This window comes from Goodfellowiella coeruleoviolacea (genome assembly GCF_024171785.1).
Lineage (GTDB): Bacteria > Actinomycetota > Actinomycetes > Mycobacteriales > Pseudonocardiaceae > Goodfellowiella > Goodfellowiella coeruleoviolacea.
Genome location: NZ_JAMTCK010000009.1, coordinates 171,261 through 195,217 on the forward strand (window position 1 = coordinate 171,261; position 23,957 = coordinate 195,217).

Consider the following 23,957-nt stretch of genomic DNA (forward strand, 5'->3'; position numbering starts at 1 on the left):
GGAAGTTTTCGGTTGTTGATCAGTGCTGGTCAGGCCCTGCGGGGGTTTACCAAGTGACGTCGAATAATTGCCCTGGTGTCGCACCGGGCGATGCGGTCAATGGCGGTTGACCGGTTCGGTCGGGAGGGGTACCGCGAGGTGCGTCCGAAAAGGACGGCGGATGTGCGGTGACCGACAGTCTCACCCGTTTAGCCCCAGTGGCGGTCGTTGTTGTCGAGGTACGCTCGCCGCTCGGAAGGAAGCTCCACAACGTTGTTCGACAACGGAAGAAACGGGTGGTCGCAATGGCTTTCGGTCGAAGACGCATCTGGTCGGCGTTGCTCGCCAGTGCTTTTCTTGGTATTGCCCTGATGACTTCCTCGACGCCCGCGGTGGCGGCGGACGTCAATCCGCTGACGGTGACCGCGGACAAGGCAACCGTTGTGCGGGGTGACTCGGTCACCCTGACCCTGACGTTCACCAACCCGGACTCCGCCGGGATCTACTTCAGCTACGTCAGCGTCAACCCCAACTACGGCACCGTCATCGACGGGCTGAAGTTCGAGTTCACCAGCTGTGCCGGCGAGGTCAGCTGGTGCAACGCGGTCGCCCCAGGCAGCCAGGGCGGCGCGTTGCAGTACACGGTGCCCATCCTGGCCGGGACCACGCGCACGGCGACCCTGACCTACCGGGTGACCGAGGACTCCACCTGCGGTGGGGCCAAGAACGTCGGCTTCTACTTCTACACGTACCGGGAATCCTCGGCCGGTGCCTTCGAGTACACCGCGAACGGACCCACCACGCTGGTGAGCTGTCCAGCCTCCTGACCGGCGCGCTGTCCCGGCCACCCCGAGACCGGGGCAGCGGACCGCGTTCTGCTGGCATTCGAGGCGACTCGACGGAGTGGTGCGCACGATCCGCGCAGCGACCCGGCCGCACTGATCGCCCACCAGTGCGGCCGGGCGTTCACCTGACGCCGCCCGGGCCGGTCACGGACCCGGTGTCGGCCCGGGTGAGCAGCGGGAGCCAGTCGGCCACGTCGTGCTCGGCCCGGTGGTGATGCCCGGGGCGCGCACCGGCCGGCGGCGCACTGGTGAGCACCACCCGGTCCGGCCGCAGCAACACCCAGCCAGCCCGGCCCCGGCGCAGCCAGTCGACCAGCACGTCGCTGGTCACCACCGCGGCGCCGTCCACTGTGGAGGGACGAGTTCGGTCGGGCCGCACCAGCACGACCCGCGCGCCCAGCCGACGGGCCAGGCGGGTCGCGGTCGCGTCCAGCGGGCCGGCGCTGAGCACGGCGAAGGCCGTGCCGAGCAGGTCGTCCAGCCGCCGCTGTCCGTGCCCGGTGCGCACCCACGGCTGCGGGCACAGCGTGCCGGCCAGGTCCGCGCCCGACCGGCGGCGGGGCCGCACCAGCACGCCGGCGGGCAGTCGGCACGCGGTGCGGCGCGCGGCCACGGCGGCCAGTCCGGGCACGCGCAACGCCCGGGTGAGCAGCAGCCGGCGCAGGGCGGCGGCCCGGTCCTGGCCGCCGGTCATGGCCCGGCCGACCAGCACGGCCGTGCGGATCGCCCGGGTGACGTGCGGTTCGCGCTCGGCCTGGTAGGTGTCCAGCAGTGCCTCGTCAGCGCCGTTCCGCAGCACCGCCGCCAGCTTCCAGGCCAGGTTGGCCGCGTCCCGCAGGCCAGCGCCCAGGCCCTGGCCGACGAACGGCGGCGTCAGGTGCGCCGCGTCACCCAGCAGGAACACCCGGCCGCGCCGCCACCGCTCGGCCACCCGGGCCCGGACCGGGTAGTCGGCCCGGCGGAGCACGCGCAGGTCGTCCTCGGGGATGCCTCGGGTCCACGGCGCCAGCAGGCGGCGCACCGACACCTCGGCCGGGTCGACGCCGGTGCCCAGCCGGAACTCCCACCGGTAGCGGTACGGCCCCAGCCGCAGGAACGTGGTCGGCCGGCGTGAGTCGCACACCTGGTGGATGCCGTCCCACCCGGACCAGTCCCGTCCACAGCGGACGTCAACGACGAGCCAGTGCTCGGTGAACCCCAGATCGCGCAGTGCCGTGCCGACCGCCGTCCTGGTCAGGCTGTTGGCGCCGTCGCAGCCGAGCACCGCGTGCGCCCAGACCACAGTGGACACACCGCCGGCGGTGGCGGGGTCGCCGGCGCTGTCCGCCCGGCGCAGCAGCACCCGCACGGGCGCCGGGCCACCGGACACCGGCTCGACGCGCTCGACCGCGGTGCCACCGCGCAGTTCGACCCCGCCGTGCCGGCGCAGGTTGGCGCGCAGCAGCCGTTCCAGGTCCGGCTGGTCGAACAGGTTGGCCTCGGGCCAGCCGTGCGCGCCCACCCGGTCCCGACGGAACTCGGCGATGGTGCGCAGCCGGCGGTCCACCAGGCGCAGCCCCCGGGTCGGTCGGCTGAGCGCGGTGAACTCCTCGGCGACGCCCAGCTGTTGCAGGATGCGCAGCACCTCGTCGTCCAGGTGCACGGCGCGCGGCATGGGGTAGACGTCGGTGTGCCGTTCCACCAGCAGACAGCGGATTCCGCGGCGGGCCAGCAGGGTCGCGGCGGTCAGGCCGGTGGGGCCGGCCCCGACCACGAGCACCGGCACCACCTCGCTGACCACCGCATCGCTCACGGGCCCACCCGACGGGGACTGGCGGCCGGCACGCGCCGGGCCGCGGTGCCTCGGCTGTTCCGGGACCAGCGTGCCGCACCGGTCCGGCGCCCGCAGGTCGAGCAGGTCGCGCAAGCCGAGCAGGTCGACGGTGCCGGACAGCCGCTGGCCGCCACCGGGCACTGGTGTGCGGCGGCTCAGCCGTCGGTCGTGGTGTGCGTGGCGCGTTCGGCCACCCCGCGCAGGTGGGCCTCCATCGCCGCCGCGGCCACCTCAGGATCGCCCTGCTCGAACGCGGTCAGGATGGCCTGGTGCTCGGCCAGCGCCTCGTCCGCGTCACTGACCCGGCTGCCGCTGAACCGGCGGAACCGCTGCACGTGCGCGGCCATCGGGTCGATGGCCCGGTTGAGGAAGCGGTTGCCGGCCGCCCTGGCGATCACGTCGTGGAAGCTGGAGTCCGCCTTGAGGTAGTGGCGGAAGTTCTCCGAGTCGTTGACCCGGGCGGCCTCGGCCATGCGCGCGTGCCACTCCCGTAGGCCGACCGCGGTCCCGGCGGCGTCGCGCTGGCAGGCGGTGCGGGCGTTGTACGGCTCGATCAGCAGCCGGGCCGCCATCAGCTCGACGAACTCCTCCTCGGTCAGCATCGGCGCCACCGCGTACCCCTTGTGCGGCACGCGCACCACCAGGCCGGTGCTCTCCAGCTTGGCCAGCGCCTCCCGGATCGGGGTGGGGGAGACACCCCAGTCCCTGGCGATCGCGTCGATCCGCAGCGGGGTGCCCGGGCGCAGGTCGCGGTCCATGATCAGCGACATCAGCGCGTCGTAGGCACCGTCGACGAGCACGGTCCGGCTCAGCGCGACGGTCGCCGTCCCCAACTCGGACAGCCTGTCGGCGTCGCCCATCGCAGCTCCTCGGCTCCTGTTCGCGGTCACCCGGGTGCGGCTCGGCCGCCACACCCGTCAACCACTGAGCGTATCCGGGGGCACTGGTCCGTGTGGGGACCGGCATCACCGGACCGGCGCAGCCAGCCCTGTACAGCCAGCCCGTGCAGCCAGCCCCGCGCGGCCAGATCAGCACCGCCAGCCCGGTGCGGACCGGTGCCACCCGGCACCACCTCGACGGACGTGCTCAGCGCTCGCGCGGCGCGAGCAGGGTGACCAGTGCCGAGTCGTCCTCGGCGGCCAGGCCCTGGGTGAGCGCCAGCTGGTAGAGCTGGCTGGCGGCGGCGGCCACCGGCACGGCCACCCCGGCCTGCTTGGCCAGCGCCACCACGATGTTCATGTCCTTGTGGATGATGTCCATGCGGGAGCGCAGTTCCGGGCCGCCCGAGCCGTCCGGGCCGACCTGGTACTGCTGGGCCATCCGCGGCCCCCGGTCGGCCAGCATGAACGAGGCAGCCGCGCCCTGGCCGAGCACGGCGATCGCCCGGTCCAGGTCGATGCCCAGGCTGCGGGCCAGCGCCAGCGACTCGGCCGCGGCGGCCGTGTGGATGCCGCACAGCAGCTGGTTGACCGTCTTCATGATCTGGCCGTCGCCGATGTTGGGGCCCACCACGTGCAGGGTGGAGGCCAGCCGGTCCAGCACCGGCCTGGCCCGGTCCAGGGTGTCCTCGGCCGCGCCGACCATGATCAGCAGGTCGCCGGAACCGGCCCGCAGCGCGCCACCGCTGACCGGGGCGTCGACCAGCCCGACACCCCGCTCGGCCAGGCGGGCGGCGGCCGCGCGCACCCCGTCCACGCCGACCGTGCTGGTGACCACGACCACCGCGCCCTCGGCCAGCGCCTCGGCCGCGCCGGCACCGATCTCCCCGCCGAACAGGCAGGACTCCAACTGGGCCTGGTCGCGCACGGCCACGACCACCACGTCGGCGCCGGTCGCGGCCTCGGCCGGGCTGGTCGCCGGGGTGGCGCCGGCCTGCGCGGCCAGCTCGCGCCGGGGCGCGGCGATGTCGAAGGCCCGCACCGGCAGGGTTTCGGCCAGCCGGCTGGCCATGGGCAGGCCCATCGCGCCGAGACCGAGCACGGCGACGGTGGGCGTGGCAGGGGTTGTGCTGGACATGGGGGCGGCTCCAGGTTCTGTGCGAGTGGTGGACAGGGGCGGCTAGACGAGGACCGCGTGCATCAGCAGGGCCATGAGCAGGCCCAGCACCGCGACGATGGTGGACAACACCGACCAGGTCTTCACGTTCTGCGCCACGCTCATGCCGAAGTACTCCTTGGACAGCCAGAAGCCGGCGTCGTTGACGTGGGAGAAGAACAGTGAGCCGGCGCCGATGGCCAGCGCCATCAGGCTCGCCTCGGTGGTGCCGACACCGACCAGCAGCGGTGCCATGATGCCGGCCGCGGCCGTGGTGGCCACCGTCGCCGAGCCGGTGGCCAGCCGGATGAGCACCGCGACCAGCCAGCCGAGCAGCAGCGCCGGGATGTGCGCCTGCGCCGCGACCTTGCCGATGGCGTCGGCCACGCCGGAGTCCACGATCAGGCCCTTGAACCCGCCGCCGGCACCCACGATGAGCAGGATGCCGGCCACCGCGGGCAGGCCGGCGGTGACGATGTCGCGCACCTGCGCGCGGGTGCGGCCCAGGGCGTAGCCGAAGGTGAACATCGCCAGCACCACCGCGAGGAACATCGCCACCAGCGGCTCGCCCAGGAAGTCCAGCAGCGAGTTCACCCACCGGTCACCGGGGAAGGCGATGTCGGCGATGGACTTCGCCAGCATCAGCACCACCGGGCAGGCGATGGTCAGGATGGACACGGCGAAGCTGGGCCGCCGCCGGTCGCCGTCGTCCTCGGCGGTCAGCGACGCCACCAGCGCGGGCGGCGGGGTGGCCGAGACCCGCTTGGCGATGAAGTTGCCGTAGACCGGGCCGGCCAGGATCACCGTGGGCACGGCCGCGATCAGGCCGAGGCCCAGGGTGAGGCCCACGTCGGCGTTGAGCGCGGACACCGCCACCAGCGGTCCGGGGTGCGGCGGCACGAACGCGTGCAGCGCGCCGAGGCCGGCCAGCGCGGGCACGGCCAGCCGCGCCACCGGGGTGTTGGTGCGCTGGGTCATCGCCACGATGATCGGCACCAGCAGGACCAGGCCGACCTCGAAGAACATCGGCAGGCCGATGATCGCGGCGATCAGCGCCATCGTCCACGGCAGCAGCTTGGGCCCGGACCGCGAGCCCAGGGTGTCCACGATCTGGTTGACCGCGCCGGAGTCGGCGAGCAGCTTGCCGAGGATGGCGCCCAGCGCGATCAGCGCTCCGGTGTGGCCCAGGGTGCTGCCCATGCCGTCGCCGAACGCGGACACCGCCTTGTCCAGCCCCATGCCCGCGCCGATGCCCAGCACCAGCGAGCCGGCGATGAGCGCGAGGAACGGGTGCACGTCGAGCAGGGTGATCAGCAGCACGATCACCGCGATGGCCACGCCCACCATGACCAGCAGCAGGGTGTCGTGGCCGGTCCAGGCGGCGGTGGTGGCGGGGTCGGCGGCCAGCAGGCGGGCCGGTGGTGACGCGGCGGTCAGCACGGACATGGGAGGTGTGGTTCCTTCACAGCGGCGGTGGTGTGATCAGGGGAAAGAAGGGGATCGGGGGAAAGAAGGGGATCAGGACGGGCAGGGCGCTCAGGCGCAGCCCGCGGCCTCGGCGCCGGACTCGCCGGCGCCGGGCTCGCCGGTGTCGTAGCCCTCCAGCACGGCGACCTTGGCGCCGGACGGGGAGGACGGGTCGAAGCGGTAGCCCAGCCACTCCCGGACCAGCCGGCGGGCCAGTTCCAGCCCGATCACGCGCTGGCCGAGGCACAGCACCTGGGCGTTGTTGCTGAGCACCGACCGCTCCACCGAGTAGCTGTCGTGGGCGGTCACCGCGCGCACGCCGCGCACCTTGTTGGCGCTGATCGCCACGCCCAGGCCGGTGCCGCAGATCAGCAGGGCGCGGTCGGCAGCGCCCTCGGCGACCAGGCGCGCGCCAGCCACGCCGATGTGCGGGTAGGCGGTGTCCTCGTCGGGGCCGACACCCACGTCGGTCACGCTGGCCACCCGGGGGTCGGCCAGCAGGTCGGCCTTGAGCGCCTCCTTGTAGCGCAGGCCGGCGTCGTCGCTGCCGACCACGATGCGCAGCCGCTCCGGTTCACTCATCGGGGAGTCCTCCCTCGGGTTCACTGGTTGGTGTTGGTGGCCAGCACGCGCGCGACCGCCGCCGCGCACAGCGCCAGCGAGGTGGCGCCGGCGTCGGGGGTGCCCACGCTGCGCTCGGCCAGCGGACGGGCCCGGCCGACCCTGGGCCGCAGCTGGGCGGTCGCCCTGGCCGCGGCGGCGGCCTGCTCGGCCGCGTCCTGCCACGCCTCGGCCAGCGACCGGCCGGCGGCCACCCCGGATTCGAGGTGTTCCACCAGCGGGGTCAGCGCGTCCACCAGGGTCTTGTCCCCCACCTCGGCCTTGCCGAGGCGGGTGATGGTGGTCAGGGCGGCGCGGGCGCCGGCCACCACCCGGTGCCGGTCCACCCGGCCGTGGTCGCCGAGTTCACCGGCCCAGGCGCGCAGCCCCGCGCCCCACAGCACACCCGAGGTGCCGCCGGCCTCGTCGGCCCAGCCGTCGCCGGCCGCGGTGAGCACCGACGCGGCGCCGCCGGAGCGCGCGTGCACCCGCTCGGCGGCGCGCACGGCCGCGTCAACGCCCTTGCACATGCCCCGGCCGTGGTCGCCGTCGCCGGCCACCGCGTCGATCCGGCCGAGTTCCTCGGCGTGCTCGTGCAGGGTGTCGTGCAGCGCCCGCAGCACGGTGAGCACCTGGTCGGCGGCGGCCCGGGAGTCGGCGTCGGCCACCGGCAGGTCGGCCTGGTCCGCCTCGCCCGCCTCGTCGGCGTCGACCGGCTCGACCGGTCCGGTGTGCCGGGGGCGGCGGAACGCGGGCGTGTCGGCCGCCGCGGTCCACCAGCGCTCCAGGTCCTCGTCCAGCCACACCAGGGTCAGCGAGCAGGCCGCCATGTCCAGGCTGGTGACCAGCTCGCCCACCTCGGGCCGGACGACGGTCAGGCCGGCCGAGTCGAGCCGGTCGGCCACGTGCGCCCAGAGCAGGAACAGCTCCTCGTACTTGGTGGCGCCCAGGCCGTTGAGGATGGCGCCGACCCGGCCGCCCGCACCGGCCGGCCGCTCCGCGAGCAGCCGGTCGACCAGGATCGTGGCGATCTCGGCGGCGTCGGCCATGGGGTGGTCGCTGATGCCGGGCTCGCCGTGGATGCCGAGGCCCAGCGCCATGGTGCGCTCCGGCACGGTGAACAGCGGCTGGTCCGCGCCGGGCATGGTGCAGCCGGCGAAGGCGATGCCGAACGAGAAGGTGGCGTCGTTGGCCCGGCGCGCGGCGCGCTCCACCCCGTCCAGGTCCAGGCCCTCCTCGGCGGCGGCGCCGGCCACCTTGAACACCACGAAGTCACCGGCGATGCCCCGGCGGTCGGCCCGCGCCTCGGGTGGCGCGCTGGCCACGTCGTCGGTCACCAGCACGGTGCGGGTGGGGATGCCGGCGTCGTGCAGCCGCTCGCTGGCCATGCCGAAGTTGATCCGGTCACCGGCGTAGTTGCCGAAGCTGAACAGCACCCCGCCGCCGCGCTGCGCGGCCCTGGCCACCGACTCGGCCTGGCGCGCCGACGGCGAGGTGAAGATGTTGCCGACCACCGCGCCCGCGGCCAGCCCGGGGCCGACCAGGCCGCTGAAGGCCGGGTAGTGCCCGGAGCCGCCGCCGACCACCACGGCGACCTGGCCCTCCCGCACGGGCCGGGCCCGCACCACGCCGCCGGGCACGGCGCGCACGTACTCGGGGTTGGCTGCCACGAAACCGCGCAGCGAGTCCTCGCTGAACCGGTCGGGGTCGGTGAACAACCTGGTCATGGGGGTGCGACTCCACTTCGTCGTGGTGGACGGGACACGGGGGACCGGCTCAGCCGGCGCTGCGCCTCGGCAGGATGCGGCGCAGGTACTCGCGGTTGGTCGCGCTGACGCTGAGCCCGTCGCCGCCGTAGTGCTCCACGCAGAACGCGCCCTGGAAGCCGTGCTCGACGGCGTAGCGGACGGCCTTGCGGTAGTTCATGAACCCGGACTCCAGCGGCGCGGGCGTGGTGAACACGGCGCCGGTGGCCGGGTCCTCGGCGCGGTAGTAGTTCTTGACGTGCCAGTAGTTGGCGTGCGGCAGGGTCTTGGCGACCATGGACTCCCACGGCTCGATCGGCCGCTGCATGCGCAGCAGGTTGCCCAGGTCGGGGTTGAGGCCGACGTTGTCCCGGTCGATGTCGGTGAGCAGCGCGACCGCGGAGTCGGCGGTGCCCAGGTAGGTGTCCTCGTACATCTCCAGGGACAGCTGGACACCGAGACCGGCCGCGTGGTCGGCGAGTTCCCGCAGCCGGCTGACCGCGCGGTCCCAGGTCTCCTGGTCGCCCACGGGGTCCTGCGGGCCGGGCACGGTCCAGAACCAGAGCACGGACCGCTGCTGCTCGGTCAGCGGCCGGTGCAGGCCCACCGACACCAGGGGGACGCCGAGCGCGGCGGCCGCGTCCAGGGTGCGGTGGCTGTAGGCCAGGTTGTCGTCGCCGTCCACCGGGTCGATGACGCTGCGGCGGATGGCGGAGATCGCCGGGGCGGTCAGACCCACCTCGCGCAGCACGTCCTTGAACTCGGCCAGCCGCGCGGGGGAGAGGTCACCCGGCCGCAGCCAGCCGTCGGTCAGGTCGACCTCGGTGAACCCGGCGTCAACCACCTCGCGCAGCGTCTCCGCCCACTGCTCGGCGGGCAGGTCCTGCACGGACGTGCCGTCCTCGGTGGTGTTCGGGAACTGCAGCAGGGCGGCGGCGATCGGCCAGTCCTCGCTGGTGTAGGTCATCTTCGACCCCCTTTCAGATTTCATATAGGAAATAGGCCGATCCTCGGCCGCGTCAAGAGTGGGCCACGTCACCCGTGCGGGCAGCCGAGAGGTGGACCGATTCAGCTCGCGCGGCCGTGGCCGCCGCTGCGCCGGGCGGGTGGCAGCCGGGTCGAACGCCGTCGAAGCCCTTGTCGTCCCGCGGCCGGCGCCCGCATGATGGACCGCCCCACGCCGCGCTCGGGGTCCCCGCCTGCCGCCGGCGCTCTCCACAGTGGACGGACGTGCCACGCCGCTCTCCAGTGCACGACGCAAGGGAGGACCGCTGTGTTGCCCAACCCCGGGACGCGACGCCCGGTGCCCGCCGTGCTGGCCGCGCTCGCGCTGCTCGCCGGACTGCTGGTCGCCGCCGCCGGACCCGCCTCGGCGGCGGCCGGTGACGGCTCGCCCACCGACCCCAACATCAGGTACTTCGGCCGGTGGGACACCCGCTCCGCCACCGCCTACGTGTCCGAGTGGGCCGGCGCCTACGTGGTCGTCGGCTTCACCGGCACCACCGTGAAACTCAGGCAGCGCAACGCCATCGACCTGTTCGCCAGCATCGACGGCGGACCGGACGTGTCCTACGTGAACGTCAGCGGCACGGTGAACCTGACACCCACCCCGCTGGCCCGGGGCACCCACACGCTGCGCGTGTCCTACCGGCCGGTGGCCGGGTCCTACCACGGCGACGCCGTGTTCCAGGGCGTGCTCCTGGACGCCGGCGCCCGCACGGTCGTGCCCCAGGTGCCCACCCGGGTCGTCGAGTTCGTCGGCGACTCCATCACCGTGGGCCAGCTGTCGTCCAAGCAGGCGCTGACCGCCTACGGCTGGCTGGTCGGCGAGCGGCTGGGCACCGGGCACACCCAGATCGCCGTGGGCGGCGCCTGCCTGTACCCGGCGCCGGACGGCTGCATCGGGATGAGCGAGCGCTTCCTGCGCACCGGCCTGGCCGCGGCCGCGCCGCCGTGGGACTTCTCCCGCTACCAGGCCAGCGCCGTGGTGATCAACCTCGGCACCAACGACGTCGGCCACGGCGTGACCGGCGCGCAGTTCCAGAGCGCGTACGTGACGCTGCTGCGCAACGTCCGTGCCAAGTACCCGAACGCGACCATCTTCGCGCTGGAGACGCTGCGCAGGCGCTACGTGGCCGAGACCCAGGCGGCGGTGAACACCGTGACCGGCGCCGGCGACAACAAGGTGGTGTTCGTCAACACCGAGGGCTGGATCACCGAGGCCACCGACACGGTGGACAACGTCCACCCCAACGACACCGGCCACCGCAAGATCGCCGACCGGCTGGCCCCGATCATCGCGGCCCGGCTCACCAGCTGAGCCGCCGGCGCCCACCCCGGTCCGGCCGCACGATCAGCGCCACCTGCGCGTGCACCGCCCGTTCGACCCGCAGGGCCGGGGCGGCGGGCAGGCCGGCCGCGCGCAACGCGTCCCGCACGGCCGCGCCGATCGCGGCGGGCAACTGGCGGGCCAGCTCGCCGGCCAGCCCGGCGCTGGCGTCCTCGGCCGCGGCCACGCTGCGCCGCAGGGCCGCGCACTGGCCGGCCAGCGCGGACCGGTTGGCACCGGCCAGGAACGCGCGCGCCACGTACTTGCGCACCAGGGCGGTGACCGCCCGGACGGTGCCGGCGCGGACGGTGGCCGCCGGCCCACCGGCCCGGGCCCTGGCCGCGGCGCCGCGCGCGCCCTGGGTGATCCCGTCGGCCACCGCGCGCAGCAGCCAGACCGCGAGCGTGATCGCCAGCGCGGCCTGGTCGATCCGGCGCGCCTCGGGTGGTTCCAGGTAGACGAAGTCCGCGCCGAGCGCGTCGGCGAGATCAAAAGCCGCGGTGTCCACGTCGATCGCGGTGCCCAACCCGAACCCCCTCGCGCCTCGGCCAGCCGCGCCGCCGCCGACGCTAACGGACCGGACCGGCCACCACGGGCGGGCGCGCGGCTTGGTACCGATTGGTTACCACCGGGGCGATCTCCCCCGTCCGTGGCCGGCCAGCGGTTGCGGCACCCACCACCAGCACCCACCCTGCGAGCAGGCCGGGGATTAGGCGGGAGAGATTCCGGGAAGCCCGGTCGGGACGACTCCCCGAGGAAGGGCTGACCCGGATGGACGCCGACATCACGCTCACCGTCGACGGGCAGGTCAGGCAGGTCCGCGTGGACACCAGAACCACCCTGCTGGACGCCCTGCGCGACCGCATGGGCGTCACCGCGCCGAAGAAGGGCTGCGACCACGGCCAGTGCGGGTCCTGCACGGTGTTGCTCAACGGCCGCCGGGCCACCACCTGCCTGGCGCTGGCCGTGGCCCACGACGGCGCGGAGATCACCACGGCCGAGGGGCTGGCCGACGGGGACGGCGCGCCGCACCCGGTGCAGCGGGCCTTCCTCGACCACGACGCCTTCCAGTGCGGCTACTGCACGCCCGGCCAGATCTGCTCGGCCGTGGGCATGCTCGACGAGGCGCGCGCCGGCCACCCCAGCGCGGTCACCACCGACCTGGTCGGCCCGGTGGAGCTGACCGACGCCGAGATCCGCGAGCGGATGAGCGGCAACCTGTGCCGGTGCGGCGCCTACGTCAACATCGTGGCCGCGATCCAGGAGGCCGCGCGGTGAACCCCTTCGAGTACCGCCGCGCCACCGACGTGGCCGAGGCCGTGGCCGCCGTGGCCGAACGGCCGGACGCGGTGTTCCTCGGCGGCGGCACCAACCTGGTCGACCACCTGAAGCTGGGCGTGACCAGGCCGGGCCGGCTGGTCGACATCACCCGGCTGCCGCTGGACCGGGTGGAGCCGCTGCCCGGCGGGGGCGTGCGCGTCGGCGCGAACGTGCGCAACAGCGACCTGGCCGCCGAACCGGTGATCCGCTCGCGCTACCCGGTGCTGGCCCAGGCCCTGCTGTCCGGCGCGTCCGGGCAGCTGCGCAACCTGGCCACCACCGGTGGGAACCTGTTGCAGCGCACCAGGTGCGTGTACTTCCAGGACATCACCACGCCGTGCAACAAGCGGATGCCCGGGTCGGGCTGTGCCGCGCTGGACGGCTACACCCGCCACCACGCGGTCCTGGGCGCCTCACCGCAGTGCGTGGCCGTGCATCCCTCGGACATGGCCGTGGCCCTGGCCGCGCTGGACGCCGTGGTGCGCACGCACGGGCCGGCCGGACAACGCGCCATCCCGCTGGTCGAGTTCCACCGGCTGCCCGGCGCGCAGCCCGAGCGCGACACCGTGCTGGACCACGGTGAGCTGATCACCGCGGTGGACCTGCCCGCGGTGCCGGCCACCCGCCGCTCGGCCTACCGCAAGGTGCGCGACCGCGCGTCCTACGCGTTCGCCCTGGTGTCGGTGGCCGCCGAGGTGGAACTGCGCGACGGGGAGATCAGCCAGGCGCGGATCGCCTTCGGTGGGTTGGCGCACAAGCCGTGGCGGGCCCAACGCGCCGAGCAGGTGCTGCGCGGCGCCCCGGCCACGGCGGCGACCTTCCAGCGGGCGGCCGAGGCGGAACTGGTGGGCGCGCAACCGTTGGCGGACAACGCCTTCAAGGTGCCGCTGGCGCGCAACACCCTGGTGAGCGTGCTGACCGAACTGACCGAACTGACCGGAGCGACCGAACCGACCCAGGAGGACACGCCGTGACCGGCCTGCTGCCCGCCCGCGTCATCGGCCAGCCGCTGGAGCGCGCCGACGGCATGGCCAAGGTCACCGGGACCGCCACGTACGCGGCCGAGCACCCGGTGCCCGGCCTGACCCACCTGCACCCCGTCCAGGCCACCATCGCGCGCGGCCGGGTCAGCGCGGTCGACACCGCCCAGGCCGAGGCGCTGGACGGGGTGATCGCCGTGCTCACGCCGGCCAACGCGCCCCGGCTGGCCTCGACCGAGGACCCGGAACTGGCCGTGCTCCAGTCCGACGAGGTGGCCTTCCGCGGCCAGGTGATCGGCGCGGTGGTGGCCACCACCCCGGAGATCGCCCGGCACGCCGCCGGACTGGTGCAGGTCAGCTACGTCGAGCAGCCGCACGACGTGGCGCTGCGCCCCGACCGGGCCGACCTGTACGCGCCGGACAAGGTCAACCCGGCCTTTCCCACCGACACCGAGCAGGGTGACGTGCCCTCGGCACTGGCCGACGCGGCCGTGCGGCTGGACCAGACCTACACCACCGCCTGGTACCACAACAACCCGATGGAACCGCACGCCACCATCGCGTCCTGGGACGGCGGCGACCTCACCCTGCACGACTCCACCCAGGGCGTGACCGCGGTGCGCGACACGGTCGCGCCCGTGCTCGGCGTCGCCCCGGAGCGGGTGCGGGTGATCTGCCCGCACGTGGGCGGCGGGTTCGGCTCCAAGGGCCAGCCGCACGTGCACCTGGTGCTGGCGGCACTGGCCGCCAAGGCGGTCGGCCGGCCGGTGCGCCTGGTGGTCACCCGGCAGCAGATGTTCGCCCTGGTCGGCTACCGCACCCCGACCATCCAGCGCATCCGGATGGGCGCGGACCGCACCGGCCGGCTGACCGCGATCAGCGTGGACGTGGTCGAGCAGACCTCGCGGATCAAGGAGTTCGCCGAGCAGACCGCGGTGCCCGCCCGGATGATGTACGCCGCGCCGCACCGGCGCACCACCCACCGGCTGGCCGCGCTGGACGTGCCCGTGCCGTCGTGGATGCGCGCGCCCGGCGAGTGCCCCGGCATGTTCGGGCTGGAGACGGCCGTGGACGAGATGGCCGCGGCCTGCGGACTGGACCCGATCGAGTTCCGGGTCCGCAACGAGCCGGAGCGCGACCCCGAGACCGGCCGGCCCTTCTCCAGCCGCAACCTGGTGGCCTGCCTGCGCGAGGGGGCCCGCCGGTTCGGCTGGGCGCACCGCGACCCCACGCCGAGGGCCCGGCGCGAGGCGGGCTGGCTGGTCGGCACGGGCGTGGCCGCCTCCACCTACCCGGCCGGCCGGATCGCGGGCTCGTCGGTGACCATCCGGTTCGGCCCGGACCGGCGCTACCAGGTGGAGACCGCCGCCGCCGACCTGGGCACCGGCACCTGGACGGCGCTGCGCCAGATCGCCGCGGACGCGCTGGGCGTGGACTACGCCGAGGTGGACCTGCGCATCGGCGACACCGCGCTGCCGCCGGCCAGCGTGGCCGGCGGGTCCACCGGCATCGCCTCGTGGGGCAGCGCCGTGCTGGACGCGGCCGAGGCGTTCCGCGACAAGTTCGGCGCCAACCCCAGCGAGGGCGACGAGGCCAGCGGCGGCATGCCGGACAACCCGCACACCGAGCGGTACGCCATGCACGCGTTCGGCGCGCAGTTCGCCGAGGTGCGGGTGCGCGAGGACACCGGGGAGATCCGGGTGTCCCGGCTGCTCGGCGTGTTCGCCGCGGGCCGGATCGTCAACCCGCGCACGGCGCGGTCCCAGTTCATCGGTGGCATGACCATGGGCCTGTCCATGGCGCTGCACGAGCAGAGCGTGCTGGACCAGCGCTTCGGCCACATCGTCAACCACGACCTGGCCGAGTACCACATCGCCGCCAACGCCGACGTGGCCGAGCTGGAGGCGCACTGGATCGACGAGCACGACCCGTACGTGAACCCGTTGGGCACCAAGGGGATCGGCGAGATCGGCATCGTCGGCACGGCCGCCGCCATCAGCAACGCCGCCCACCACGCCACCGGCGTGCGCGTGCGCGACCTGCCGATCACCCTGGACAAGTTCCTCAGCTGACCTCGCCGCGCGCGGTGTGGTCGACCACGAGCACCCCGTCCTGCCACACCTGGCGGATGTTGCCGGCCAGGTCGGCCAGGTCGAACGCGCTGCCCGACACCAGCACCAGGTCGGCCCGGTGGCCGGGCGCGATCCGGCCGAGTTCGCCGTCGTAGCCGAGCAGGCTCGCGGCCGACGAGGTGCTGGCCGCCAGCACCTCGGCCGGGCTCATCCCGCAGCCGGCCATCAGCGGCAGCTCCTCCAGGTTGGTGCCGTGCGGGCCCACCCCGCTGTCGGTGCCCATGGCGATCCGCACGCCCGCGGCCACGGCGCGGCGCACCGAGTCGGCGTGCGCCTCGACGACCTCCTCGGCCTTGCGCACCACCGCGTCGGGCAGGGCCGCGCCGGCCCGGGCCGCGCGGATCACGTTCACCGGCGCGACCAGCGTGGGCACCAGCCAGGTGCCGTGCGCCAGCATCAGCTCGATGGCCTCGTCGTCGAGGTAGATGCCGTGCTCGATGGACCGGATGCCGGCGCGCACCGCGTTCTTGATGCCGTCGGCGCCCTGGGCGTGCGCCATCACCGACCGGCCCTGCCGGCTCGCCTCGGCGACCAGCACGTCCAACTCCTCGGGGGAGAACTGGGAGTGCCTGGGATCGTCGCGCGGCGAGAGCACCCCGCCGGTGGTGCACACCTTGAGCACGTCGGCGCCGGCACGCAGCAGCGTGCGCGCGACGCGGCGCATCTCGTCGGGCCCGTCGACGCGCGCGTCCGGCCGGCCCGGGTGCGGCACCATCAGCGGCACGCAGTGCCCCGAGGGCAGCCAGCCGTCGCCGTGCCCACCGGTCTGGCTGATCAGGCTGACCGAGATCTGCAGGCGCGGCCCGGAGATCAGCCCGTCCGCCACGGCCTGCTTGATGCCCAGGTCGGCACCGGAGGCGTCGCGCACGGTGGTGATGCCCAGCTCCAGGGTCCGCCGCAGGTTCCGCGCCGCCTCGTAGAACTGGTAGGAGAACGGCTTCTGCGCGAGGCCGAGCATGTCGACGCCGGAGATGGTGACGTGCACGTGGCAGTCGAACAGCCCGGGCAGCAGGGTCAGGCCGGCGCAGTCGACCACCTCGTCGCCGTCCAGCCCCACGCCGACGTCCACGATCCGCCCGTCGACCACGGCCACGTCGGCCGGTGCCGGGTCAGCGCCGGTGCCGTCGAAAACCAGTCCGCCCGCGAAAACCGTCCGCCTCACGCGTGCACCCCCGCGATCTCCGCACCGTCCGCAGTGGACCGATCAGTGCTCTCCACTGTGGACTCGGCGGCGGCCTCGGCCTGGCGCAGCTCCCGCACGGCCAGCTCGGCGAGCAGCGTCGCGGCGTCGGGGAGCACGTTGTCGTCGAAGGCGGCCAGCGCGGAGTGGTTGGCCGGCGCGGTCGCCGGGTCCGCGCTCATGGTGGCGCCGAGGAACGCGTACGCGCCGGGAACCCGGTCGAGCACCCGGGAGAAGTCCTCCGATCCGGTGAACGGGTTGGCCAGTTCGTGGAACCGGTGCTCGCCGAACACCTCCCGCACGGTCTCGGCCACCAGTTGGTGGCCGGAGTCGTGGTTGACCGTCACCGGGTACTCCGGCTCGTAGCGCACCTCCACGCTCAGCCCGTACGCGTCGGCGATGTCCGTGCACAGCCGGGTGGCGTACGCGCCGACCTGTTCGGCGGCCGACTCGGAGAAGGTGCGCACGGTCGCGTCGAAGACCGCCTCGTCCGGGATGATGTTGCGCCGGGTGCCCGCCTGCAGCCGGCCCACGGTGATCACCACCGGGTCGAACACGTCGAACCGCCGGGTGATCATGGTCTGCAGCGCGGTGACCATCTCGCAGGCGGCCGGCACCGGGTCGAGCGCGTTGTGCGGCCGGGAACCGTGCCCGCCGGCGCCGATCACCCGCACGTACAGCCCGGCCGAGGCGGCCATGAACGGGCCGGGCCGGCACACGAACGTGCCGGTCGGGAACCCGGAGGAGGACACGTGCAGGCCGTAGGCGGCCGACACCGTCCGGCCGGCCGCCTCCAGCACGCCCTCCTCGATCATGTGGCCGGCGCCGTCCCAGCCCTCCTCACCCGGCTGGAACATGAAGACCACGTCACCGGGCAGGTCCGCGCGCCTGGCCGCCAGCAGCCGGGCCGCCCCGACCAGCCCGGCCGTGTGCAGGTCGTGGCCGCAGGCGTGCATGGCGCCCTCGACGCGCGAGCTGAACTCCACGCCGGTGCGCTCGGTGACCGGCAGGGCGTCCATGTCCCCGCGCAGCAGCACCGCCGGCCCCGGCCGGCCGCCGCGCAGCACCGCGGTCACCGACGACAGGGCGGTGCCGGTGCTGATCTCCAGCGGCAGGCCGTCGAGCGCGGCGAGCACCTTCTCCTGGGTCCTGGGCAGGTGCAGGCCGATCTCGGGCTCCTGGTGCAGCGCGCGCCGCAGCGCCACCAGGTCGTCGCGCAGTGCGTTCGCGTCCTCGCGCAGGCTCATCTCGCTCCTCGTCATGGTCACCGGACTGCTCCGGGTTTACGGCCTGACCAGCGATAATGCAAGGTCCGGGTGGTGATTGGCGTGGAATGTGAAGAATCCTTCACCACGCTGCCGCGCTGCCGAGGCCGCCGGGATGTCATCCCCCGGGCTGATCCCGGCCGCCGCCCGCACCGGGATGGGCCCGTGGGCGGAGGGGCGATTTCGGCCGCCGGTCCGATGTGAGCGAGCCGGTGTCGAGGCACCGTTGGCGACATGATCGACGTCAAGCAGCTGACCAAGCGCTACGGCGGCACCACCGCGGTGGACCGGCTGTCCTTCCAGGTCAGGCCGGGTAGCGTGACCGGGTTCCTCGGCCCCAACGGCGCCGGCAAGTCCACCACCATGCGCGCCGTGCTCGGCCTGGACACACCCACCTCCGGGCAGGCCCTGGTCAACGGCCGCCGCTACGCCGACCTGGCACACCCGATGCGCCAGGTCGGCGCCCTGCTCGACGCCAACGCCGCCCATCCCGGCCGCACCGCCCTGATGCACCTGCGCTGCCTGGCCCGCACCCACCGGATCGGCCGGGCCCGGGTCGCCGACGTGCTCGACCAGGTCGGCCTGGCCAGCGCCGCCCACCAGCGCGTCGGCCGGCTGTCCCTGGGCATGCGCCAGCGCCTGGGCATCGCGGTCGCGCTGCTCGGCGACCCCGGCGTGCTGCTGTTCGACGAACCCGTCAACGGACTGGACCCCGACGGGGTGCGCTGGATCCGCCAGCTCATGCGTGCCCTGGCCGCCGAGGGGCGCACCGTGCTGGTCTCCAGCCACCTGATGAGCGAGATGGAGCTGACCGCCGACCGGCTGGTGATCATCGGCCGGGGCCGGCTCATCGCGGACACCACCGTCAGCGAGCTGACCGACCGCTACCGCCAGGGCGTGCTGGTGCGCTCACCCCGCGCCACCGAGCTGGCCGCCGTGCTCACCGCGCACGGCGGCCAGGTCACGCCGGAGGCGCCCGGCGAGGTGTCGGTCACCGGGCTGGACGCGGCCCGCATCGGGGACCTGGCCGCCGCGTCCGGCATCGCCGTGCACGGCATCACCACCCGCACCGCCTCGCTGGAGGAGGCCTACCTGCGGCTGACCGCCGACGCCGTGGAGTACCAGGCCAAGCCCGAACCGGTGGGCGGCCGGTGAGCCGACCGCCGGCGCGCGCGGTCCTCCGTCAGCCCCCGCACAGCTCGGCGAAGCGCCGCGCGTCGATGTTGCCGCCCGAGATGACCACGCCGACGCGCCTGGGCAGGTCGGCCACCCGGCCGGCCAGCAGTGCCGCCAGACCGCTGGCGCCGCTCGGTTCGACGGTGATCTTCAGGTACTCGAAGGCGAAGCGCATCGCCTGGCGGATCTCCTCGTCGGTGACCAGCGCGATGGCGTCGACCAGCCGCTGGTTGACACCGAAGGTCAGCTCGCCCGGGGTGGGCAGGGCCTGGCCGTCGGCGATGGTGCGCGGCACGTCGATGGTGACGCGGTGGCCGGCCGCCAGGGAACGCGCGGTGTCGTCCCCGGCCAGCGGCTCGACCCCGACCATCCGGATGCCCTGGTGCAGGCCGGTGGCGGCGGTGGCGCAGCCGGCCATCAGCCCACCGCCGCCGACCGGCACCACGAGCATGTCCAGCTGCCCGGCGTCGTGCAGGAGTTCGAGGGCGGTGGTGCCCTGCCCGGCCATCACGTGCGGGTGGTCGTAGGGCGGGATGAGGGTCATGCCGCGCTCGGCGGCCAGCGCGGCGCCGAGCGCGGCGCGGTCCCCGGTGTAGCGGTCGTAGGTGACGATCTCCGCGCCGTAGCCGGCGGTCGCCGCCAGCTTCGAGCGCGGGGCGTCCTCGGGCATCAGGATCACCGCGGTGGTGCCCAGCTCCCGGGCGGCCAGGGCGACGGCCTGGGCGTGGTTGCCCGAGGAGTAGGCCACCACGCCCCTGGCCAGCCGCTCCCGGGGCAGGCAGGCGACCGCGTTGTAGGCGCCGCGGAACTTGAACGCGCCAGCGCGCTGGAAGTTCTCGCACTTCAGGAACACCTCGGCGGCCACGAGGCGGTCCAGGGTGCCCGAGCGCAGCACGGGGGTGCGGTGTGCGACGCCGTCGAGCCGGGCGGCGGCGTCGCACACGTCGTCCAGGGTGATCGGCGGGGTGGTCGTCATGCTGTTCCTCCCTGGGTTCGGTGGCTCAGCCTGGCACGGAACTGGACGCGGCCACGGCGTCGGTGCCCGGCGCGGGCGTGGTGCGGCCGCGCCGCTGCGTGCGCACCAGGACGACAACGAGCACCGTGGCGAGCACGAACGCGCCGGACGCGATCGCGATGCAGGTGAACACGCCCGCGGCCAGCGCGAGCAGCAGGGCCACCGAGCCCCGGCCGGCGATGCCGTACCCGAGCAGCTGGTCCGGCGAGACGTCACCGACGAGGCGGATCAGCTGGAGCATGCTCTGGTACGACCCGGTGCCGAGGACGGGGGAGTGCACGTGGGCGGCGTCCCCGGCGAAGCAGCACGCGCCCCCTGCGGTAGGTCTCCACCATGCGGACGTTCACCTGGTACACCGACAGCCAGGTCACGCTGGTCAGCACCACGCCGTCGGAGCCGGCGCGCTCGTCGAACAGCCGCTGGTAGCACTCCAGCGACGGGGTCCCCGGCACCACCCCGGGCAGGATCGGGCTCTGGAACTGCCCCAGGTCGGTGCCGGGCAGCGGGGTCAGGCCGAGCATGCGGTCCTCGGACGGCCAGATGTGCATGTGGTCGCGGTCGAGGTCCGGCCCGGTGACGTCACCGAGGTACCAGCGCTGCTGCGCGTAGGTCTGGCCGACCAGGGGGAGCCCGATGAGCGTGCGGGTGCCGCTCCGGCCGCCGTCCGCCGCCACGACGTAGCGGGCGCGGATGGTCCCGCCGCGGCAGGGCGTCGGGTGCACGAAGGCTGCCGTGCCGGGGCGGCCGTGCCGGGGGGGCTGCCGTGGTGGGGGGCTGCCGGTGTGTCCGCGCCGGCCGGGGTGGCTGGTGCGCACCCCGGCCGCACGTGGTGCGCGCGGTCGCGTGGCGGCCGCCGGCACGGCGCGGCTCAGCACCGCCACCCCGGTGGAACGCGTGTGCCTACTTGGCCGACAGGGCGGGTTGGCCGGGGAACACCGGCCGCGTCGGCTGGGCCGACAGCACCACCGGCGGGACCGCTGGGACCGCCGGCTGCTGGGCGGCGCGCGGTGCCGGAGCGGGGGACTGGGCCGGAGCGGGGGAGGACTGGGCCGGTAGGCGGCCCGGGTCGAGCGGCGGGATGTCCGCCAGCGCGGTCCGGTCCACCCACACGTGCTTGAACCCCAGCTCGTCCAACTGGTCCAACACCTCGTCGACCACGCTGTCCGGGGTGTCCGCGCTGGTCACGCCGACCGAGGTGGCCCCGGTCAGCCAGTCCGCCCGCACCTGGTCGCCTTCGGGGACCAGGTGTGCCCGCGCGCCGGCGTGCCCGGCCACCTCCAGCAGCCGGGCCGTCTCGGTGGAGTCGGCCGGGCCGACCACCAGCACCACGTCGCACCGCGACGACAGGGACTTGACGCCGTTCTCCCGCTGCTGGCTCGCCTGGCACACGCTGTCGGTGGCCAGCGCGACCAGGTCGGTGAAGCGGGCCCGCACCGCCTCGACGATCTCGGCGGTCTGGTCCTGGGACAGCGTGGTCTGGGTCAGGTAGGCCAGTGGCGTGTCCACCGGGATGGCCAGGTCGGCCACGTCCGCGACCGAGGTCACCACGACCGTCCGGTTCGGCGCCTCACCCCGCAGGCCCTGCAGTTCCTCGTGCTCGGCGTCGCCGATCAGCAGCACCGTCCTGCCGGCCGCGGCGACCTGGCTGACCTGCTGGTGCAGGCCGGCCACCAGCGGGCAGGTCGCGTCGATGACCCGCAGCGACCGGCGCTCGGCCTCCGCGCGCACCGCGGGGGAGACGCCGTGCACCGAGAAGACGCAGACCGCGCCGTCGGGGATCTCCCGCTCGGAGTCGACGAAGCGGGCGCCCAGCCGTTCGAGGTGGCGCACGAGTTCCCCGCTGTGCGCGATCTCCCTGCGCACGTAGACCGTTGATCCGTGCAGGTCAAGGGCCCGCTCCACGAACCGGACCGCGCGCTCGGCGCCCCAGCACAGGCCGCGCGGCTCGGCCAGGGTGACGGTGGGCGTCGACCGCCGGCGGGTTGTCCTGCGGCGCCGCTCCGCGGTGGGCTTCGCGACGTGGGACATCTCGGCAGGCTCGCTCATCTGCATGGCACCTCCGACGGCTGCTCTCGACGGTCAGTCGCAAGGGAATCGAATGTGGTGTGCGCGGCGCGGGATGCCCGCCGGGCGGTATTCGGAACACGACGCCAAGAAAACTCTCGCCCGACAGTGTCTCCTGTCACGTGGGCCGTCGTGGCTGAGTCGTGTGCGACATGAATTTGTTCGGCCACCGTCCCGGACAAAGTCGGGGAAGGTTGCTCCTGGGGCGTTGCGGCCCCTTGTCCAGCTGTCACAAAAAGCTCTTGTTTCCCCAGGTCCACCACTGGTGGACGATCCCCAGTTGGCTATTGCGTCGCTAGGACCGTACACGCGGATCTGGCATTACGCCAGACCTGATCGGCAAAGCACTACGTGCACGTTTTAGGTGAGGCCAAAAGGAGTTGACCGAACTCCCGCGCTCGGTTTGCGGCGCCTGGCGGGGGGTTGCCAGGGGTGGCAATTGCCGCGCGGAGCGCCGGTCACCCGTCGATAGGCTGGGCTTATGGCGCGGCAGCGGCAACCGTGCGGATGGCGCGTCCGGTTGGCGGACCGGGGCGCCCGACCCGCAAACATCTACTCTGGGTAGCGCGCTGCTCCTGGTGTGGTGGGGCAGGACGGCCACCAGATCGCCTTCCGTGGAAGAATTCAGCGTCAAAGATTACTGACAGTGTTGACTCTGGGGTAGATTAGGCTGAACGGGTGAAAGCTGCCTGGGATTGCCGACTCGGCGCTGACTCGTCGTGGTTGTTCCGAATCGCGTGGATCAGAAACATGTTCACCTCGAATCGATTCAGCACAAATGGCGAAAAATAGCTAACGGATCGTTGGTCCGTCATTAGTGAGCCGGCCCTGGTGGAGGTCAGTTGGTGCGCGCGGCGTAACCGGCCGGAAGCTCGTTCGGACCGCAGGACACCACATCCTCGTTGTTGGTGCCGGCGTCCTCGAAGAAGGTGATCCTGGCGAACTCCGGAACAACCACGACGGGGTAAGTCGGACCGGCGTCGCAGTACTTTGTTATCTCGCTCAGGTGCTCGTTCTGGAAACACACCGTGCGCTCCGGGTGCTGGCTCACCCACTGCGGGAAGAAGATCACCCCGTGCAGCCGGCGCTTGCCGGGCACCACGGTCACGCTCACCGTCGTGCCGGTCGGTTCGGCCCACGACACCTTGTAGACGTCGTCGTCGAGCTGGACCAGGTCGACCTGCTGGTCCCTGACCCAGCGCCCACCGACCATGCCCGAGTGGATCCGGTAGTCGATCGTGGTCTCGTTCTTGACGTACATCTCGTACTGCCAGCCGTTGGCGTAGGTGTAGATGAAGTGCCTGCCGGTGATCCCGGACAGGTCCTGCGGCGGGGTCGGTTCCTCAACACTGGTCACGCACGCCTCCCGTGCTGGTCGATCGCGGCCGCCGGACGGCGGTGCCGGCATCGTGGGCCGGGATACCCGGGCCCACCCCGGCGAACCGGCACCGCGCCCGCTCGTCCCCGTTCGGGTGACCTCCGCGCTCGTCCGTCCTGAGTGGACCGGTCGCGGGCCGGCGCCGCCCCGCTTATGGTCAGACCGCCGGCTCCGGCGGCCCGCCAGCCCCAGCCGGCTCGGCTGGAGAAGGTGCCCGGGCACCGACGGCGCGCCGGAACCGGGCGGGCGACCAGGGAGGTGGCCGATGCCCAGGAAGGAACAGGTGCTGCGGCTGGTCGCCGCCGGCCACAGCTACCAGGAGGCAGGCGCCGAACTGGGCGTCCCACCCGGACTGGCCTACCTGATCGCCACCGGCCTGCCCGCCGACGGCAGCGACAACGGCTCCGGCGACCAGTGGCGGCGCGCCGGCCTGGTCCAGCCGCACGCGCAGCGGCTGGTCAACCCCCACCACGTCAACCCGGTCCGACGCGAGGACGTCCTGGACTGGGTGCGCGACCGCGCCGCGGCCGACCCGCAGCTGCGGCACGCGGCCCGGCGCCGCGCGAGCGCGGTGGCCGGCGTCGGTCCACCCATCGAGCCGGGCGACTGACCGGCGAGCAGACGCGGAGGTACTG

The 23,957-nt window shown here is 73.6% G+C and carries 22 protein-coding genes; 7 read left to right on the top strand and 15 right to left on the bottom strand.

Translation table 11 applies throughout. The features are described from left to right. Positions 1–350 precede the first annotated feature (350 nt). On the top strand, positions 351–806 hold the full coding sequence (locus LX83_RS20465) for a hypothetical protein (protein ID WP_253773805.1): 456 nt from the start codon (positions 351–353) through the stop codon (positions 804–806). A 139-nt stretch (positions 807–945) separates the two neighbouring features. On the opposite strand, the gene mhpA is transcribed toward LX83_RS20465, so the two are convergent. The 7 genes from mhpA to LX83_RS20500 form a co-directional block, all read right to left on the bottom strand. Continuing rightward, entirely contained in the window at positions 946–2,778 is a 1,833-nt protein-coding gene (mhpA, locus tag LX83_RS20470; RefSeq protein WP_253773807.1) for a bifunctional 3-(3-hydroxy-phenyl)propionate/3-hydroxycinnamic acid hydroxylase MhpA, read from the bottom strand. Between the two features lie 14 nt (positions 2,779–2,792). After that, complete coding sequence (locus tag LX83_RS20475; RefSeq protein WP_253773809.1) at positions 2,793–3,497, bottom strand: GntR family transcriptional regulator; 705 nt, start codon at positions 3,495–3,497, stop codon at positions 2,793–2,795. Between the two features lie 226 nt (positions 3,498–3,723). After that, a complete protein-coding gene (locus tag LX83_RS20480; RefSeq protein ID WP_253773811.1) occupies positions 3,724–4,653 on the bottom strand; it encodes an NAD(P)-dependent oxidoreductase in 930 nt (309 codons plus the stop codon). 42 nt (positions 4,654–4,695) lie between these two features. Beyond that, positions 4,696–6,018 (bottom strand): GntT/GntP/DsdX family permease, encoded by a 1,323-nt coding sequence (locus tag LX83_RS20485; RefSeq protein ID WP_253774204.1) that lies wholly within the window; start codon positions 6,016–6,018, stop codon positions 4,696–4,698. 189 nt (positions 6,019–6,207) lie between these two features. Further along, complete coding sequence (locus tag LX83_RS20490; RefSeq protein ID WP_253773813.1) at positions 6,208–6,720, bottom strand: ribose-5-phosphate isomerase; 513 nt, start codon at positions 6,718–6,720, stop codon at positions 6,208–6,210. Positions 6,721–6,740: 20 nt separating this feature from the next. Beyond that, a complete protein-coding gene (locus LX83_RS20495; protein ID WP_253773815.1) occupies positions 6,741–8,465 on the bottom strand; it encodes a dihydroxyacetone kinase family protein in 1,725 nt (574 codons plus the stop codon). A 49-nt stretch (positions 8,466–8,514) separates the two neighbouring features. Further along, positions 8,515–9,450: a sugar phosphate isomerase/epimerase family protein gene (locus LX83_RS20500; RefSeq protein ID WP_253773817.1), complete on the bottom strand. Its 936-nt coding sequence runs from the start codon at positions 9,448–9,450 to the stop codon at positions 8,515–8,517. Positions 9,451–9,756: 306 nt separating this feature from the next. Here LX83_RS20500 and LX83_RS20505 point away from each other — a divergent pair, with 306 nt between their 5' ends. Beyond that, positions 9,757–10,803, top strand: coding sequence for an SGNH/GDSL hydrolase family protein (locus tag LX83_RS20505; RefSeq protein WP_253773820.1), 1,047 nt, complete (start codon positions 9,757–9,759; stop codon positions 10,801–10,803). Here LX83_RS20505 and LX83_RS20510 read toward each other — a convergent pair. Further along, positions 10,793–11,338 (bottom strand): hypothetical protein, encoded by a 546-nt coding sequence (locus LX83_RS20510; protein ID WP_253773822.1) that lies wholly within the window; start codon positions 11,336–11,338, stop codon positions 10,793–10,795. The two genes, LX83_RS20505 and LX83_RS20510, sit on opposite strands and share 11 nt — an antisense overlap. A 245-nt stretch (positions 11,339–11,583) precedes the next feature. Here LX83_RS20510 and LX83_RS20515 point away from each other — a divergent pair, with 245 nt between their 5' ends. The 3 genes from LX83_RS20515 to LX83_RS20525 are packed head-to-tail and all read left to right on the top strand — an operon-like array spanning position 11,584 to position 15,184. Continuing rightward, positions 11,584–12,090, top strand: a complete 507-nt coding sequence (locus tag LX83_RS20515; RefSeq protein ID WP_253773824.1) for a 2Fe-2S iron-sulfur cluster-binding protein — start codon at positions 11,584–11,586, stop codon at positions 12,088–12,090. Further along, entirely contained in the window at positions 12,087–13,106 is a 1,020-nt protein-coding gene (locus tag LX83_RS20520) for an FAD binding domain-containing protein (RefSeq protein ID WP_253773826.1), read from the top strand. Before LX83_RS20515 ends, LX83_RS20520 begins: the two co-directional genes overlap by 4 nt. Beyond that, complete coding sequence (locus LX83_RS20525) at positions 13,103–15,184, top strand: xanthine dehydrogenase family protein molybdopterin-binding subunit (RefSeq protein ID WP_253773828.1); 2,082 nt, start codon at positions 13,103–13,105, stop codon at positions 15,182–15,184. The genes LX83_RS20520 and LX83_RS20525 overlap by 4 nt, the downstream gene beginning before the upstream one ends. Here LX83_RS20525 and LX83_RS20530 read toward each other — a convergent pair. Further along, on the bottom strand, positions 15,177–16,406 hold the full coding sequence (locus LX83_RS20530) for a metal-dependent hydrolase family protein (RefSeq protein ID WP_253773830.1): 1,230 nt from the start codon (positions 16,404–16,406) through the stop codon (positions 15,177–15,179). The two genes, LX83_RS20525 and LX83_RS20530, sit on opposite strands and share 8 nt — an antisense overlap. Further along, positions 16,403–17,671 (bottom strand): M20 metallopeptidase family protein, encoded by a 1,269-nt coding sequence (locus LX83_RS20535; protein ID WP_253774206.1) that lies wholly within the window; start codon positions 17,669–17,671, stop codon positions 16,403–16,405. The genes LX83_RS20530 and LX83_RS20535 overlap by 4 nt, the downstream gene beginning before the upstream one ends. Before the next feature lie 252 nt (positions 17,672–17,923). Between LX83_RS20535 and LX83_RS20540 the strand changes: the two genes are divergently transcribed. Further along, positions 17,924–18,844 (top strand): ABC transporter ATP-binding protein, encoded by a 921-nt coding sequence (locus LX83_RS20540; RefSeq protein WP_253773832.1) that lies wholly within the window; start codon positions 17,924–17,926, stop codon positions 18,842–18,844. A gap of 28 nt (positions 18,845–18,872) precedes the next feature. On the opposite strand, the gene LX83_RS20545 is transcribed toward LX83_RS20540, so the two are convergent. From LX83_RS20545 to LX83_RS20565, 5 genes are all read right to left on the bottom strand, one after another. Beyond that, positions 18,873–19,841, bottom strand: coding sequence for a pyridoxal-phosphate dependent enzyme (locus tag LX83_RS20545; RefSeq protein ID WP_253773834.1), 969 nt, complete (start codon positions 19,839–19,841; stop codon positions 18,873–18,875). A gap of 25 nt (positions 19,842–19,866) precedes the next feature. Further along, the gene (locus LX83_RS20550) at positions 19,867–20,121 is read right to left on the bottom strand and encodes a hypothetical protein (RefSeq protein ID WP_253773836.1); all 255 of its coding nucleotides are present in this window, start codon (positions 20,119–20,121) and stop codon (positions 19,867–19,869) included. After that, the gene (locus tag LX83_RS20555; RefSeq protein ID WP_253773838.1) at positions 20,093–20,602 is read right to left on the bottom strand and encodes an FAD-dependent monooxygenase; all 510 of its coding nucleotides are present in this window, start codon (positions 20,600–20,602) and stop codon (positions 20,093–20,095) included. The genes LX83_RS20550 and LX83_RS20555 overlap by 29 nt, the downstream gene beginning before the upstream one ends. Positions 20,603–20,780: 178 nt before the next feature. Further along, on the bottom strand, positions 20,781–21,926 hold the full coding sequence (gene ispH / locus LX83_RS20560; protein WP_253773840.1) for a 4-hydroxy-3-methylbut-2-enyl diphosphate reductase: 1,146 nt from the start codon (positions 21,924–21,926) through the stop codon (positions 20,781–20,783). 856 nt (positions 21,927–22,782) lie between these two features. Next, a complete protein-coding gene (locus LX83_RS20565; RefSeq protein ID WP_308204013.1) occupies positions 22,783–23,301 on the bottom strand; it encodes a phenolic acid decarboxylase in 519 nt (172 codons plus the stop codon). A gap of 286 nt (positions 23,302–23,587) precedes the next feature. Here LX83_RS20565 and LX83_RS20570 point away from each other — a divergent pair, with 286 nt between their 5' ends. After that, on the top strand, positions 23,588–23,932 hold the full coding sequence (locus tag LX83_RS20570) for a helix-turn-helix domain-containing protein (RefSeq protein WP_253773842.1): 345 nt from the start codon (positions 23,588–23,590) through the stop codon (positions 23,930–23,932). Positions 23,933–23,957 lie beyond the last annotated feature (25 nt).